A 14,852-nucleotide genomic window follows, 5' to 3' on the forward strand; every position below is an offset into this window, starting at 1 on the left:
GCACACCTGGGCCGAACGGAGTTGTCCACAGGAGTTGTCCACACTGGGGATGAGTTACACGCGTGTGGTTCGGCGACTCGGCCGCACGTGCGCGTGAACCGCTCCGCCCGGACGGGGGAGCGCGTCAGCGCCACCGCATGGTCATCAGCAGACCGACGATGATGAACGCGAACCCGACCGCGAAGTTCCACGGCCCCAGCTCGGTCATGAACGGGATCTGCTCGCCGGCCAGGTAGTTCACCACCAGCCAGAGCAGGCCGATCAGCATCACGCCGAGCATCACGACCACGTAGATCGGGTGCGACGGGCCGACCGACTTCGCCTTCACCGGCGTGCGGCGGTCCACCGGGGTGGCAGCGGAGTCCTTCTTGCGGACCTTTGACTTCGGCATGGTGTCCTCGCCAGGTGGTGCGGGCCGCAGCCCTGCTCGCGTTCGGTGAACGCGCCGGGACCGGCCGACGGCCGCCGCTCTACCGGTTCGCCGCGCCGGGACGGCCCGGGTCGACGTATCGGAGCGGGCCTGGCCACAACAGCGGAACCGATCACGACGCGTCTCGTTGTCCACTCACACGTTAACGTAATCGCGCGCCCGACCGAACACCCCTGCGCGGTGCGGAGCGGGTCGTGATGAGAGGGATACCGTTGGAATCGTCTGAGGTGGTGACCGCTCCGCCCCCGGATCGCCGAGGTGAGCGGCTGCGCGGCGGCATCCGCATCACCGGCGAGGTGTTGATCACCCTCGGTCTGGTGTTCCTGCTGTTCGTCTTCTACGCCGTGCACGTCACCGATTGGACCAGCGCCCGCAGGCAGGCGGAGGCGAGCGAGCGGCTGCGCGCCGAGTGGGAGCGCCCCGCGGCCTCCGCCGCGCCCGCCGCGGAGGGGGAGGGGTTCGCCGAGCTGCACATCCCGGCGCTCGGCCCCGACTTCCGCTACACCGTGCTGGAGGGCACCGACGCGACGACCCTCGCCGCGGGACCCGGCCACTACACCGGCACGGCGCTGCCCGGTGAGCAGGGCAACCTGGCCATCGCCGGGCACCGCATCGGCAAGGGCGCGCCGTTCGGCGACCTCGACCGGCTGGCCGCCTGCGACGCGATCGTCGTGGAGACCGCGACCGACTGGTACGTGTACCGGGTGCTGCCGATGCGCGACCAGGTCGCGGGGTGGGACCCGGCGGCCGACCCGCGCTGCGCGGGCGTCGCGCCGATCGGCGGGCCGTACCAGGGCCTGGTCGGGCAGGAGATCGTCCACCCGGAGCAGGGCGAAGTGATCTACCCGGTGCCGTGGCGCCCGCGCGAGGAGCTCCCGCGCGAGCAGCAGACCCGGTTGATCACCCTCACCACCTGCCACCCGCGGTGGTCCGCGGCGCAGCGGCTGATCGTGCACGGCGTGCTGGTCAAGCAGTACCCGAAGGACCCGGTGCACCGGGACCTGCGCCCCGCGGAGCTCGAGGAGTCCTGATGTACCACTGGATCTGGCGGCACCTGCCGGGCCCGCTGCCGGTGAAGCTCGTCGAGGCGGTCGTGCTGGTGCTCGCGGTGGTGGCGTTGCTGCTGTTCGTGGTCTTCCCGTGGCTGGAGCCGCTGCTGCCGTTCAACGACGTCACCACCGTGTGATGCCTCGCCGGTAGGCTGGTGGGGTGCGCGTACTCGTCGTCGACAACTACGACAGCTTCGTCTACAACCTCGTGCAGTACCTCGCCCAGCTCGGCGCGGACTGCGTGGTGCGGCGCAACGACGCCGTGACCGACGAGGACGTGGCCTGGTCCGACGGCGTCCTGCTCAGCCCCGGGCCTGGCACGCCGGACCGGGCCGGCCGGTCGATGGAGCTCGTCCGGACCTGCGCCCGCGACCGGCGCCCGCTGTTCGGGGTGTGCCTCGGGCACCAGGCGATCGGCGCCACCTGGGGCGGTGTCGTGGAACGCGCACCGGAGCTGCTGCACGGCAAGACCTCGCTGATCGAGCACTCCGGTGCGGGCGTGTTCGCCGGCCTGCCGCAGCCGTTCGTCGCGACCCGCTACCACTCGCTGATCGTGCGGGCGGTGAGCGTGCCGGACGACTTCGAGGTCACCGCGCGCACCGCCGACGGCATCGTGATGGGCATGCGGCACCGCGAGCTGCCCGTCGAAGGCGTGCAGTTCCACCCCGAGTCCGTGCTCACCGACGGCGGGCACCGGATGCTGGCGAACTGGATGACCGCCGCCGGGCACCCGCCGCAGGCGGAACTGGTGGACGAGCTGGAGCGCGGCATGCGCTCGCTCGCCGCCGCCGCGCAGCGTTCTTGATCGTTCGGAATGCGCTGACCTGCGTGGACGACCGTTCCACGTGAAACCGCCCTGAACGTAGCGGTGCCCGGAGGCCGCGGCCCGCGCGAGCGCGCGAACCGTGCCTCCGGGCACCGGTGCCTCAGTCCCGAGGGCCCCTTCAACCGAATCCGGGGAAGAACCCGTCGGAGGTCGGCGGGTTGCTGGTGCTCGGGTTGGCGTCGTACTTGCCGATCTGCAAGGTCACCGTCTGGTTCTTGCCGATCTTCTGGCCGGAGCCGGGCGAGCTGCCGATGACCTGGTCGTCCTTGCTCAGGTCGTCGGTCTCGACCTCTTCCTCCTTGATGCTGCCGTTCCAGCCCATCGCCTTGAGGGCCTGCTCCGCCTCGTCCTTGGACTTGCCGGTCAGCGGCGGCATCGTGAGCTGGGCGCCGTTGGACACGACCAGCGTGATCTCGGAACCCTTCTTGACGCTGGTGCCCGGCGACGGGTTCTGGTCGATCACCGTGCCCGCGTCCTGGTCGGAGTCCCGCTCCTCGCGCTGGATCTTGAAGCCCGCCGGTTCCAGGGTGGCCTTCGCCTGCTCGTAGGAGAGCGTGCGCACGTCCGGGACCTGCGTCTTCGCGACCTCCTTGCCGACGGTCACGTTGATGGTGGTGCCGCGGGCGACGGAGCCGCCCTTGCTCTCCCAGTCGACGATCTTGCCGACCAGGTTGGAGTCCTCGACCTCGACCTCGTCGTCGTCCAGGCCCAGCACCAGGCCCTGGTCGCGCAGCAGCGTGGAGGCCTCGCTCTTCTCCTTGCCGTACAGGTCGGGGACGCTGACGATCGCGGGTCCGCCGCCCTCGCAGAGCTGGAGCCGCTGCTCCTTCTTCACCACCTGGGTGCCGGCCGCCGGGGTCACCTTGACCACGGTGCCGAGCTGCTCGGCGGTGGACTCGCACTTCTGCGGGCTGACGTCGAACAGCCAGTTGCCGGCGTTGAGCTGCGAGCGGGCCGCGCTCATCGTCATGCCTTCCAGCGGCGGGACGGCTTCCTTGCGCGGTTCGTCGGATTGCGCGAAGAACGTCGTCGCCAGCCACGCCACCAGGATGAACACGCCGACGCAGGCCAGCGTGACCAGTGCGATCAACCAGTTCCGGCGGCGCTTGCCGTCGTCGTAGTCGGCGGCGGCCACGGTCGCCGTGGAGCCGGTGTGGCGCTCCGCGGAGCGGTGCCTGCCGGGGCTGAACACCTCGGTCGCCGCGGGCGGCGCCATCATCGAGGTGCGGTCCTCCTCCGACATGATCATCGGAGCCTTGGGGCGCTGGCCGGACAGCACCCGCACCAGGTCGGCGCGCATCTCCGCGGCCGACTGGTACCGGTTCGCCGGGTTCTTGCTGAGCGCCTTGAGCACCACCGCGTCCAGCGAGGCGGGCACCGTCGGGTTCACGTCGGACGGCTTGCGCGGGTCCTCCCGCACGTGCTGGTAGGCGACCGCGACGGGGGAGTCACCGGTGAACGGCGGCTCCGAGGTCAGCAGCTCGAACAGCACGCAGCCCGCGGCGTACACGTCGGAGCGGGCGTCGACGGATTCGCCGCGCGCCTGCTCCGGCGACAGGTACTGGGCGGTCCCGATCACCGCGGCGGTCTGGGTGACCGCGGCCTGGCCGTCGGCCAGCGCCCGGGCGATGCCGAAGTCCATCACCTTCACCGCGCCGGAGCGGGTGATCATGATGTTGGCCGGCTTCACGTCGCGGTGCACGATCCCGTGCCGGTGGCTGAAGTCCAGCGCCGCCGACGCGTCCGCCATGACCTCCATCGCACGGCGCGGCGGCAGCGGACCCTCGGACTTGACGATGTCGCGCAGCGTCCGGCCGTCCACGTACTCCATGACGATGTACGGGAGCTGGTCCTCTTCGGTGTCCGTCTCACCGGTGTCGTAGACGGCGACGATCGCCGGGTGGTTCAACGCGGCGGCGTTCTGCGCCTCGCGGCGGAACCGGAGTTGGAACGTGGGGTCCCGGGCCAGGTCGGCACGCAGTACCTTGACCGCCACGTCCCGCCCCAGCCGGATGTCCCGGCCGCGGTGGACCTCCGACATACCGCCGTAACCGAGCGTGTCCCCGATTTCGTAGCGGTTGTTGAGAAGTCGCGGTGAGCTCATCGATGCGTCGTCCCGATCTTTGTCAATGATCGTCCCATCATGCCGACCCGCTGCGCACTGCAGATCGCCGCCGTCCGGTGGCGATGAACCGCGCGGTGTGTACCCGACTTCGGTGTGCCGGAACCGTCGAATGCGAACCCGACCGCTGCGGCACGCGTCTCGGCACCGATCCAGCCGTTGCCGAGACCGACCCGGCAGCGGTGGGACCGACGCCGTTCCGGCCGCCGGAGCGCGGCGCCGTGGTGGCGCGCGCGTTCCGGACCGGTTTTCCGTAGCGCAGTCTGTCGGATCTGGTCCGAAGAATCTAGAAGCGTCCGCTTCCCGGCCCACCGCTGCGGGTCCACGCGAGTGACCCCCATGGTCGCAGAGCCGCCCGCGGCGGATTCCGGTACTCCCACCGGACGACCCGGGCGTCGCCGGTCGTCCCGCGCGCGCAGCCGCGGCGCACCGGCGACCAGCAGCGCCGCCGGACCACCGGACGCGGGCAGCAGGTACCAGAGGCCGAATCCGAGCAGCACCAGCAGCACCAGGCCGGCGAGCGCCAGCACGATCCACAATCCGGCGCGGGCCTGCTTCGGCTGCGGCTGCGCCTGCGGGTACGGCGCGGCCACCGGGATCCCGGAGGTCGGCGGCCCGGACTGGTGCGGCAGCTGCGGCGCCGCGGGCATCCGGCCCTGCGGCGGGATGATGCCGGGCGGGTAGGTGCCGCCCATCGGTGGCTGCTGCGGCGACGGCTGCCCGACATGCAGCGGGGGCACGCCGCCCGCGGGTGCCCCCACATTCCTCGGTGCCTGCTGATGGACGACCATCGCGGCAGGTGTCGGCAGCGGTAATCCGGCGCGGACCGCGGCGACCGCCTTCGCGAACTCACCGCCTGCGCCGTAGCGCCTGCGCGGATCCTTCACCAGCGTCGCCTCGATCAACGCGCGAGCGCCCGGCGGCACGTCCGGCGGAAGCGGCGGGGCCACTTCACGGATGTGCATCATCGCGACGGTAACCGCGTTGTCGGACAGGAACGGCCGGTGCCCCTTGAGACATTCGTAACCCACCACGGCCAGCGAATACACGTCGCTGGACGGGCTCGCCTCGCTGCCCAGCGCCTGCTCGGGGGCGATGTAGTGCGCGGTGCCCATCACCATCCCGGAACGGGTCACCGGTGCCGCGTCGGCGGCCTTGGCGATGCCGAAGTCGGTGAGCTTCACCGTGCCGGTCGGGGTGATCAGGATGTTGCCGGGCTTGACGTCGCGGTGCACCAGGCCGCGTTCGTGCGCGGCCTGCAGCGCGTTGCCCGCCTGCTCCAGCATGTCCAGGGTGTGCTCGACGGCGATCCGGCCCTCGCGGGCCAGCACGGCCGCCAGCGGTTCCCCTTCGACGAGTTCCATCACCAGGTAGGCGGTGTCCTCCGGCCCGTCCGGGATGGCGGCGGTCTCGCCGTAGTCGTGCACGGCGGCGATGCCGGGGTGGTTCAGCGAGGCGGTGGTGCGGGCTTCGGTGCGGAAGCGGTGCAGGAACTCGGCGTCTCCGCACAGCTCCGGTTTGAGCACCTTCACCGCGACGGTCCGGTCCAACCGGACGTCGACGGCCTCCCACACCTCGCCCATTCCGCCCACGGCGATGCGCCGACCCAGCCGGTACCGGTCGGCGAGCAACTGGCCGGAGGTCAGCACGGGATCAGCCACCTCCCTGGAGGCCCGCCCGGATCACCTCGCGGCCGATGGGGGCCGCGAGCGAGCCACCGGTGGCCTCCGCGCCCTCGTCGCCGCCGTTCTCGACGATCACCGCCACCGCGATCTTCGGGTCCTCGGCCGGGGCGAACGCCACGTACCACCCGTGCGGCTTGTCGGCGGCGTCGCCGTGCTGGGCCGTACCGGTCTTGGAGGCGATGTCGATCCCGGAGATCTTGCCGGAGCCCTTGGTGTACTGCTCCGACTTGAGCATCATCGCGCGGATCTGGTCGGCCACGGTGGAGCTGACGGCCTGGCTCATCTGCTCCGGCTTGAGCTCGTCGATGACCTCCATGTCAGGGGCCCGCGTGCTCTTGACCAGCTGCGGCTTCATCAGCTTGCCGCCGTTGGCGATGGCCGCGGCCATCATCGCGTTCTGCATCGGAGTGACGCGGACGTCGCGCTGGCCGATGCCGCTCTGGTACAGCGAGGCGTCGTCGGACATCGGCCCGAGGTCGGACTTGGCGACCGTCATCGGGATCTGCAGGTCGTTGCTGAAGCCGAACTTGGCCGCGGTCTCGCGCAGCTTGTCGGCGCCGACCTTGCCCGCGATCTCGGCGAACGCGGTGTTGCAGGAGTGCGCCAGCGCCTCGGTCAGCGTGTTGCCCTTGCAGGTGTTGCCGCCGTAGTTCGGCAGCTTGGTGCTGGTGCCCGGCAGCGTGATCGAAGCCGCGTCGGTGACCGTCGAGTTCGGCTGGTAGCCGTCGTCCAGCGCGGCCGCCGTGGTGATCAGCTTGAACGTCGAACCGGGCGGGTAGATTTCGGAGACGGAGCGGTTGCTCATCGGCGAACCGTCCGCGTTCTCCATCGCCTGCCAGTGCTCGGCGGCGACGTTGTTGTCGTGCGAGGCCAGCGGGCTCGGGTCGTACGACGGGGAGTTGACCATGCTGAGGATCTCGCCGGTCTTCGGGTTCAGCGCGACCACCGAACCCTGGAAGCCCTTGCTGGTCAGCTCGTCGTAGGCGACCTTCTGCATCGCCGGGTCGATGGTCAGCTCCACGTCACCGCCGGCGGGCGCCCGACCGGTGATCATGTCGGAGAGCCGGTTGAACGCGAGGCTGTCGTCGGAACCGTTGAGGATGGAGTCCATCGCCCGTTCGATCCCGTTGGAACCGTAGGTCGGCGAGTCGAACCCGGTGACGGGCGCGTACAGCGGCCCGTTCGGGTACGTGCGCTGGAACTTCAGCTCGTCGCCGGTCTCCACCGAGTTCGCCAGCGATTGGCCGCCCGCGATGATCTGACCGCGCTGCTTGGCGTACTCGGCCCGCTGGGTGCGGCCGTTGCCCGGCCCGTGGCGCAGGTCGTCGGCCTGGATGACCTGCACGTAGGTCACGTTGGCCATCAGCAGCAGCACCATGGCCATCATGGCCAGGGCGACTCGTCGGAGCGGCTTGTTCATCGGGGACGTTCCACCAATTCGGTGTGTGCTTCGGCGATCGGGGCCTGCTGCGGCTTCGGCTTCGCCGGGGCCTGCGGCCTGCGGGCCGCGTCCGAGATGCGCAGCAGCATGGCGATCAGGATGTAGTTCGCCAGCAGCGACGAGCCGCCGTAGGCGAGGAACGGCGCGGTCAGACCCGTCAGCGGGATCAGCCCGGTCACACCGCCCGCCACCACGAACAGCTGCAGCGCGACGGTGAACGAGAGCCCCCCGCCGAACAGCTTGCCGAACGAGTCCCGCACCGCGAGCGCGCTGCGCAGGCCGCGCATCATCAGCAGCAGGTACATCAGGAAGATCGCGATCAGGCCGATCAGCCCGAGCTCTTCACCCATCGACGTGATGATGAAGTCGCTGTTGGAGAACGGCACCGTCTCCGGGCTGCCGCTGCCCAGGCCGGTCCCGCCGATGCCACCGCTGCCCAGGCCGTACAGCGCCTGCTTGAGCTGGTAGCCGTCCTCGTGGTGCAGCGGGTCCAGCCACACGTTCACCCGGGACTGCACGCGGGTCACGGTCTGCCAGGCGAGGACCGCGCCGAGGGCGAACAGCGAGAGCCCCAGCACGACCCAGATGGCGCGCTCGGTGGCGATGTAGAGCATCACCAGCACGATGCCGAAGAACAGCAGCGACGTGCCCAGGTCCTTCTCCAGCACGCCGATGCCGATCGCGGCGACCCAGGCCACCAGCATCGGCATCAGGTCCCGCGGCCGCGGCAGTTCCACGTTGAGGAACTTGCGGCCGGCGGTGGTGAACAGCTCGCGCTTGGACACCAGGAAGGACGCGAAGAAGATCATCAAGAGGATCTTGGCGAACTCGCTCGGCTGCACCTGCCCGAGCGGCCCGAACTTGATCCACAGCTTGGCGCCGTTCACCTCGGAGATGGCGCTCGGCAGCAGACCGGGCAGCGCGAGCAGCACGAGCCCGACGAAACCGCAGGTGAAGCTGTACTTCGCCAGTACGCGGTGGTCCTTGATGAAGGCCAGCACCAGCGCGAACAGGATGAGGCTCAGCGTCAGCCACGCGATCTGCCGCACCGCGTACTCGGTCTCCTTGGCGATGTCGATCCGGTGGATCATCACCAGCCCGAGGCCGTTGAGCAGCGCGACCAGCGGCAGCATCAGCGGGTCCGCGTACGGCGCCCACTTGCGCACCGCGACGTGCGCGCCGCCGAACAGCGCGAGGTACGCGGCGCCGTAGATGAACAGCTGGCGCGTGATCGTGTTCTCCTGGCTGATCTCGACCAGCATCAGCGCGAAGGTGACGATCACCGCGCTGCACACCAGCAGGAACAGCTCGGTGCCCCGCCGGGTGTCGCCCGACGAGGCCGTGTTCGAGCCGGAGGTGCTTTCGGCGGACGTGCCCGGCTGGGACATCAGCTCACCGTCCGACAGGTGACCCCGGGAGTCTGCTCAGCCGACGCCAGCGGTGTGTCGGTCGGCGACGGGGGAGCACCCGGTGCGGACGGTTCGCCCGGCTCCGTGGTCTGCCCCGGGGGAGCGGGTGGTTCCGGCGGCGTCGAGGGCGAGTTCACCGGGGGAGCCGGGTCGGGTTCCTCGCACTGCGGCAGCAGCGCGGTCATCCGCAGCCGCCGCATCGCGTCGCGCGCGGAGTCGAGCCCGTCCACGTCGGTGATGCCGCTGCGCACGTCGGTGCGCCGGGCTTCCTGCAGATCGTTGATGCCGATCGGCTGGCAGTCCGGTGCGGAGCCCTCCGGGCAGGAGTCCTCGACCTGCCAGCGCAGCGACACGCCGAGGACGCTGCCCTGGAGGCCCTGGAAGATCACCACGTCGTCGGCCTCGTTGACGCCGATGTAGTACTGCTGGAGCAGCCACCAGCGCCCGACCAGGCCCGCTCCTACGAGCACGACGATCGCGGCGGCTACGACGAAGAGTGCACGCAGCCAGCCTCGCCGGTGCGTGCCCTGGTCAGGAGGGGGGGCTGTTTCGTACCGCTGCGGTTGTGGCTTCGGCATGGTGGCCGCGCTCGCGCGGGCCGCCGAAGAGTCCGGCTGCGGATCCTCCTCTCCGTTTCCCGCGGCGCCGCCGACGATCGGGGCGTCCTCGCCGAATTCGACGTCCACGACGTCCGCGATGATCACGGTGACGTTGTCGGGGCCACCGCCGCGCAACGCCATCTCGATCATGCGGTCGGCGCAGGCCTGCGGATCGGGGATCCGCAGGGCGTCGGCCATCGTCTCCTCGCTGACCGGACCGGTGAGGCCGTCGGAGCAGAGCAGGTAGCGGTCGCCCGCCCGGGCCTCGCGCACGGCGAGGCTGGGCTCGACCTCGTGGCCGGTCAACGCCTTGAGCAGCAACGAGCGCTGCGGATGGTTGGCGGCCTCCTCCTCGGTGATCCGGCCCTCGTCGATCAGCGACTGGACGAAGGTGTCGTCGTGGGTTATCTGGGATAGCTCGCCGTCGCGCACCATGTAGGCGCGGGAGTCGCCGATGTGCACCAGCCCCAGCTTGCTTCCCGCGAACAGCACCGCGGTCAGCGTGGTCCCCATGCCGTCGAGGTCGGGGTCCTGGGAGACGAGCTCGGAGATCGCACCGTTGCCGGACAGCACCGCTTGGCGGAGGTGTCCGAGCAGGTCGTCACCGGGTTCGTCGTCGTCGAGCGGCGCTAGGGCCGCGATGACGACCTTGCTGGCGACCTCACCGGCGGCATGGCCTCCCATGCCGTCCGCGAGGGCGAGAAGTCGTGGGCCGGCGTAGACCGAGTCCTGGTTGTTCGAGCGCACCAGGCCGCGGTCGCTGCGGGCAGCGTAGTGAAGGACGAGGGTCATGAGCGCAGCTCGATCACCGTCTTGCCGATTTTGATCGGAACGCCGAGCGGGACCTTCGTGGCTCCCGTGACCTTCGCCCGATCGAGGTATGTGCCGTTAGTGGAGCCTAGATCCTCCACGTACCAGTCGGTGCCGCGGAGCGACAACCGAGCATGCCGGGTCGACGCGAAGTCGTCGTCCAGCACCAACGTGGAGTCGTCGGCCCGGCCGATCATGATCGGCCGACCTTCGAGCGAGATGCGGGTGCCCGCGAGGGGACCGTGCGTCACGACCATCTGCCGTGGCGCCTTGCTCTTGCCGCGGGCCTGCTTGCTCGACGTCTTGCCCGCCCCCGGCATCGACACCCGCATGCCGGAGGCGGAATACAGATCGGAGCGAACCACGCGAAGCGCGGCCAGCACGAACAACCAGAGCAGGGCTAGGAACCCTGCTCTGGTCAGCTGAATCACCAGCTCTGGCACTTGTTGTGAACGCTCCTACTCCGTCTTGTGAGCCGGGACCGACGGGTCAGCCCTGGCTGCGGAACACCAACGAGGAGTGGCCGACGCGGATCACGTCCCCGTCCGCCAGCTGCCAAGTCTGCACCGGGGTGCCGTTGACCGTGGTGCCGTTGGTCGAACCGAGATCCGCCAGCATCGCGGACATGCCGTCCCAGGTGATCTCGATGTGCTTGCGGGACACACCGGTGTCAGGGAGCCGGAACTGGCCTTCCTGACCGCGACCGATCACGTTCGAGCCGTGCTGCAGCGTGTACGAGCGGTTGGAACCGTCGTCGAGCTGCAGCATCGCCGTCTGCTGGCGCGCCTCCGGGTAGCCACCCGGAGCGCTCGGCGGGTAGGCCCCACCGGGCTGTCCGTAGCCCTGGTCGAAACCCGGCTGCGGCGGCTGAGCATAGCCCTGGTCGAAACCGGGCTGTTGCTGGCCGTAACCCTGGCCCTGGTCGTAACCGGGCTGCTGCCCGTAACCGGGGTCGTAGCCCTGCGGCTGTCCGTAGCCTTGGTCGTAGCCCGGCTGCTGCGGGAAACCGCCCGGGGTGCTCGGCGGGTAACCGCCACCCGGCTGCGGGGGCTGGCCGTACCCCGGCTGGGGCTGGCCGTAGCCCTGGTCGTAACCGGGCTGCTGCCCGTAGCCCTGGTCGTAGCCGGGCTGCTGCCCGTAACCCGGCTGCTGTCCGTAGCCCTGGTCGTAACCCGGCTGCGGCGGCTGCTGGCCGTAGCCAGGCTGCTGCTGCTGGCCGTAGCCCTGGTCGTAACCGGGCTGCTGGCCGTAGCCGTAGTTGGGGTCCTGCCCGTACTGACCTTGGCCGTAGCCCTGGTCGTAGCCGTACTGCCCCTGCTGCTGGCCGTACGGATCTCCCTGGGGGTAGTGGCCGGGTGGCTGGCTCATGGGTCGGTCTCCTGCGGTACGAGGGTTTGCCGTCCGCCGATTGATGTCGGGGTCGACTGACGACTTGATACGAAACTGTCCCGTGTGCAGCGTCTCAGAGCGCTCCAGGGAGACTACGACGTCACCATATGTGTCCCACCCCTGCTCGGTGAGGTGCTCCTGAACGCAGTCGGTGAGGAGGTCGGTCACCCGGGCCTCATCACCGGTGAGCCGTTCGTGGTCGGACGGGCTGAGGAGCACCACGTAGTGGTTGCACGCCAGCAGGCGGCCCCCCGCGAGCTCCCGCAGCTGGACCTCAGCCTCACGCTGCAGGTCCTGCGCGACCTCTTGCGGGACCACCTTCCCGCCGAACACGCGCGCGAAGCCATTGCCGACCATGCCTTCGAGCTTGCGCTCGAAGCGCTGCACGAGGCCCACGACAATCCCCTCCACGCGTACGACTCCGGCACCCATCGTATCTGGGTCAACGGGGCGGGACACCGACCAGTTCCCAACTCGTGCCACCCCCGCTGAAAGTCACCTCCGGCGGGGTGCTAATCTTTCCCAGCCAGCACGACGGGGGCGCGGAACACCAGCCAGGTGGAACGGACCCCGGTGCAGACGGCCGAAGCGGGCAGGATAAGCTTCGACCAAGCCACGGGCGAGTGGCGGAATGGCAGACGCGCACGGTTCAGGTCCGTGTGTCCGTAAGGACGTGAGGGTTCAACTCCCTCCTCGCCCACCAGCGAAAGGCCCCCGGTTCAACCGGGGGCCTTTCGTCGTTCCGGACGCCGTTCAGCCCGGGGGAGTGGTGGTGAGCACGTCCAGCACGGCCCGGATCGCGGGACGCCGGCCCGCGCCGGTGCGCCACACCACGTGGACCCGCCGGGACAGCGCCGGGCGCACGGGCACCACCCGCACTCCGCCGGGCAGCCGGCCGCGGCCGAGACGGGGGATGATCCCGATGCCCTGGCCGGCGGCGACCAGCGCCAGTTGCGTGGAGTGCTCCGCCACGGTGTGCGCGATCAGCGGTTCGACGCCCCGGCTGCGCAGCGTGTGCAGCAGCCAGGCGTGGCAGATCGAACCGGACGGCCAGCTGATCCACCGCTGGCCCGCGACCTCGTCGAGATCGATCTGCTCGCGCCCGGCCGAAGGATGCTCGGCGGGCAGCGCCACGTCCACCTGGTCGTCGAATAGCGCGGTCGTCGCCAAGCCGTTCGGCACGACCAGCGGCTCCGTCGCCCAGTCCTGCACGAGGGCGACGTCGACGGCACCGCGGGCCACCGCCGGGATCGACTCGCCCGGGTCCTGCTCGCGCAGTTCGACGCACAGCTCGGGGTGGCGTGCCGCCATCCGGGCCATGACTTCGGGGAGCAGGCCCCTCGCGGCGGTGGCGAAGGAGGCCACGGCGAGCGTGCCGTAAACCCGGCCGCGGTGTTCTTCGAGATCAGCCCTGGCTTCTTCGACCAGGGCGAGGATCCGCTTGGCGTGGTCCACCAGCCGGTGGCCGGCGTCGGTGAGGCGCACCCCGCGCCCGTCCCGCGCCAGCAGCCGCTGACCGGTCTCCTTCTCGAGCTTCGCCAGCTGCTGCGACGCGGCCGACGGGGTGACGACGAGCGTGGCGGCGGCCTTGGCGACCGATCCTTCGGTGGCGACCGCGTGCAGCAGCCGCAGGCGTTCGAGGTTCACGCAGGCCCTCACGAATAGATGAGAAGTGCTACATGGTCGAGCTTAGAACAATTCGCTTTTCTCATCTGTCCGTCGCCAGCAAGCTGGAGCCGATCGGATCCGGGTGGAAGCGAGGTTCCTCACAGTGCGCGACACGACAGGTGCGAACTCCACCGAAAGCCCGCCGGCCGGGCTGCGCCGCCACCTCACGGTGGTCCCCGCCACGGCCCTCGCGGTCACGACGGTGATCGGTGGCGGCGCGCTGGTGCTGCCCGGTGCGGCGTTGCGCGAGGCCGGGAACGACGCACTGCTGGGCTGGGTGCTCGCGGCGGTGATCACCCTCCCGCTGATCTTCGTGTTCGCCAGGCTGGGGGCGAGGTTCCCGTCCGCGGGCGGCATCGCCGGCTTCGCCAGGGCCGGCTTCGGCAGGATCAGCGCGGCGGGCGTGGAGGTCGTGCTGATCGGCACCTTCGGCCTCGGGATCCCGGCGATCGCGCTCAGCGGTGGCGGGTACCTGGCGGCGGCGCTGAACTGGCCGGCGTCGCAGGCGTGGATCGGGGCGGTGGTGCTGCTCCTGCCGGTCGCGGCGATGCTCACGGCGGGCACGGCGCTGTCCGCGCGGGTGCAGACCGTCCTGGCAGCAATCCTGACCGCCGCGTTGCTGGCGGTAGGCGCGCTGGGGCTGTTCGCGCCGGGCGCGCAGTTCAGCCCGCCGGACTTCGGGCCGGAGGGCTGGGGACACGCCTTCACCGTGGTCGGCATCGTCTTCTTCGGCTTCACCGGCTGGGAGATGATCGCGTTCACCACGGGTGAGTACCGCGATCCGCGCCGGGACTTCCCGCGCGTGGTGGCGCTGAGCTTCCTGATCGTGATCGGGGTGTACTTGCTGCTCGCGGCCGGTGTGCAGGCGGTGCTGGACCCCTCCTCGCCGCGGGTCGAGACCGCACCCCTGGCCGAACTGGTGGAGACGGCGTTCTCCCCGACCGCGGCCACGCTGGTCTCCGTGCTGGGGGTGCTGATCCTCGCCGCCAACCTGGTGGGCGCGGTGTGGGGCGCTTCCCGGCTCGTCTACTCGAGCGCGGACGAGGGGTTGCTGCCCCGCTCGCTGGCGGCGGTGAGCCGCGTCGGCGGGGTGCCGCGGCGGGCGGTCCTGGCCACTGTCGGCCTGTTCCTGCTGGTGGTGCTGTGCTCGGCCACCGGTCTGATCACGGTCACCGGCATGTTCGAGGTCGCGGGGCAGAACTTCTTCCTGCTCTACGTGTTGTGCGCGGCGGTGTACGGGAAGGTCGCGGACGGTGCGGCCGCCAGGGCGTTCGGGATCGTCCTCGCGGTGTGCCTGCTCGTCGTGGCGCTGGTCGGGTTCGACCTGATCACCATCGGCTACCCGCTGGCGCTGTTCGCCGCGGGCGCGGGCGTGGGACTGGTCCGCGGCCGACGGACGTGACCGGCCCGGCCGCCGGCGGGGC

The 14,852-nt window shown here is 70.3% G+C and carries 13 protein-coding genes and 1 tRNA gene; 5 read left to right on the top strand and 9 right to left on the bottom strand.

Annotation, left to right across the window (positions count from 1 at the left end):
- Nucleotides 1-124 precede the first annotated feature (124 nt).
- Complete coding sequence (crgA, locus tag H1226_RS00095; protein ID WP_224958829.1) at nt 125-391, bottom strand: cell division protein CrgA; 267 nt, start codon at nt 389-391, stop codon at nt 125-127.
- Between the two features lie 269 nt (nt 392-660).
- Here crgA and H1226_RS00100 point away from each other — a divergent pair, with 269 nt between their 5' ends.
- From H1226_RS00100 to H1226_RS00110, 3 genes are read left to right on the top strand one after another with little or no spacing between them, the layout of a single operon-like run.
- Entirely contained in the window at nt 661-1,461 is an 801-nt protein-coding gene (locus H1226_RS00100; RefSeq protein ID WP_258344676.1) for a class E sortase, read from the top strand.
- Nucleotides 1,461-1,616 (top strand): hypothetical protein, encoded by a 156-nt coding sequence (locus H1226_RS00105; protein ID WP_224958827.1) that lies wholly within the window; start codon nt 1,461-1,463, stop codon nt 1,614-1,616. Before H1226_RS00100 ends, H1226_RS00105 begins: the two co-directional genes overlap by 1 nt.
- 23 nt (nt 1,617-1,639) lie before the next feature.
- On the top strand, nt 1,640-2,284 hold the full coding sequence (locus tag H1226_RS00110; RefSeq protein ID WP_258344677.1) for an aminodeoxychorismate/anthranilate synthase component II: 645 nt from the start codon (nt 1,640-1,642) through the stop codon (nt 2,282-2,284).
- A gap of 139 nt (nt 2,285-2,423) precedes the next feature.
- On the opposite strand, the gene pknB is transcribed toward H1226_RS00110, so the two are convergent.
- Genes pknB through H1226_RS00145 form a run of 7 tightly spaced genes read right to left on the bottom strand, consistent with a single transcriptional unit; the run spans nt 2,424 to nt 12,156 of the window.
- Nucleotides 2,424-4,409: a Stk1 family PASTA domain-containing Ser/Thr kinase gene (gene pknB / locus H1226_RS00115; protein WP_258344678.1), complete on the bottom strand. Its 1,986-nt coding sequence runs from the start codon at nt 4,407-4,409 to the stop codon at nt 2,424-2,426.
- The gene (locus tag H1226_RS00120; protein WP_373690097.1) at nt 4,406-6,076 is read right to left on the bottom strand and encodes a serine/threonine-protein kinase; all 1,671 of its coding nucleotides are present in this window, start codon (nt 6,074-6,076) and stop codon (nt 4,406-4,408) included. Before H1226_RS00120 ends, pknB begins: the two co-directional genes overlap by 4 nt.
- Nucleotides 6,077-6,080: 4 nt before the next feature.
- Nucleotides 6,081-7,532, bottom strand: coding sequence for a peptidoglycan D,D-transpeptidase FtsI family protein (locus tag H1226_RS00125; protein WP_258344679.1), 1,452 nt, complete (start codon nt 7,530-7,532; stop codon nt 6,081-6,083).
- Entirely contained in the window at nt 7,529-8,941 is a 1,413-nt protein-coding gene (locus H1226_RS00130; protein ID WP_258344680.1) for an FtsW/RodA/SpoVE family cell cycle protein, read from the bottom strand. Before H1226_RS00130 ends, H1226_RS00125 begins: the two co-directional genes overlap by 4 nt.
- Nucleotides 8,941-10,353, bottom strand: coding sequence for a PP2C family protein-serine/threonine phosphatase (locus tag H1226_RS00135; RefSeq protein ID WP_224958822.1), 1,413 nt, complete (start codon nt 10,351-10,353; stop codon nt 8,941-8,943). Before H1226_RS00135 ends, H1226_RS00130 begins: the two co-directional genes overlap by 1 nt.
- The gene (locus tag H1226_RS00140; RefSeq protein ID WP_184483956.1) at nt 10,350-10,814 is read right to left on the bottom strand and encodes an FHA domain-containing protein FhaB/FipA; all 465 of its coding nucleotides are present in this window, start codon (nt 10,812-10,814) and stop codon (nt 10,350-10,352) included. Before H1226_RS00140 ends, H1226_RS00135 begins: the two co-directional genes overlap by 4 nt.
- 46 nt (nt 10,815-10,860) lie before the next feature.
- A complete protein-coding gene (locus tag H1226_RS00145; protein WP_308011283.1) occupies nt 10,861-12,156 on the bottom strand; it encodes a DUF3662 and FHA domain-containing protein in 1,296 nt (431 codons plus the stop codon).
- A 221-nt stretch (nt 12,157-12,377) separates the two neighbouring features.
- Between H1226_RS00145 and H1226_RS00150 the strand changes: the two genes are divergently transcribed.
- A tRNA-Leu gene (locus tag H1226_RS00150) sits at nt 12,378-12,463 on the top strand.
- A 50-nt stretch (nt 12,464-12,513) separates the two neighbouring features.
- Here the strand turns inward: H1226_RS00150 and H1226_RS00155 are convergent.
- Nucleotides 12,514-13,407 (bottom strand): LysR family transcriptional regulator, encoded by an 894-nt coding sequence (locus tag H1226_RS00155; protein ID WP_258344703.1) that lies wholly within the window; start codon nt 13,405-13,407, stop codon nt 12,514-12,516.
- 124 nt (nt 13,408-13,531) lie between these two features.
- Here H1226_RS00155 and H1226_RS00160 point away from each other — a divergent pair, with 124 nt between their 5' ends.
- The gene (locus H1226_RS00160; RefSeq protein ID WP_258344713.1) at nt 13,532-14,830 is read left to right on the top strand and encodes an APC family permease; all 1,299 of its coding nucleotides are present in this window, start codon (nt 13,532-13,534) and stop codon (nt 14,828-14,830) included.
- Nucleotides 14,831-14,852 lie beyond the last annotated feature (22 nt).

The sequence above is a fragment of the Saccharopolyspora gregorii genome (assembly GCF_024734405.1).
Lineage (GTDB): Bacteria > Actinomycetota > Actinomycetes > Mycobacteriales > Pseudonocardiaceae > Saccharopolyspora_C > Saccharopolyspora_C gregorii.

Bases quoted from the DNA above. Each gene is read 5' to 3' on its own strand.
- H1226_RS00125 (WP_258344679.1), bottom strand. From the start codon at position 7,532: ATGAACAAGCCGCTCCGACGAGTCGCCCTGGCCATGATGGCCATGGTG.
- H1226_RS00105 (WP_224958827.1), top strand. From the start codon at position 1,461: ATGTACCACTGGATCTGGCGGCACCTGCCGGGCCCGCTGCCGGTGAAG.
- crgA (WP_224958829.1), bottom strand. From the start codon at position 391: ATGCCGAAGTCAAAGGTCCGCAAGAAGGACTCCGCTGCCACCCCGGTG.
- pknB (WP_258344678.1), bottom strand. From the start codon at position 4,409: ATGAGCTCACCGCGACTTCTCAACAACCGCTACGAAATCGGGGACACG.
- H1226_RS00135 (WP_224958822.1), bottom strand. From the start codon at position 10,353: ATGACCCTCGTCCTTCACTACGCTGCCCGCAGCGACCGCGGCCTGGTG.
- H1226_RS00130 (WP_258344680.1), bottom strand. From the start codon at position 8,941: ATGTCCCAGCCGGGCACGTCCGCCGAAAGCACCTCCGGCTCGAACACG.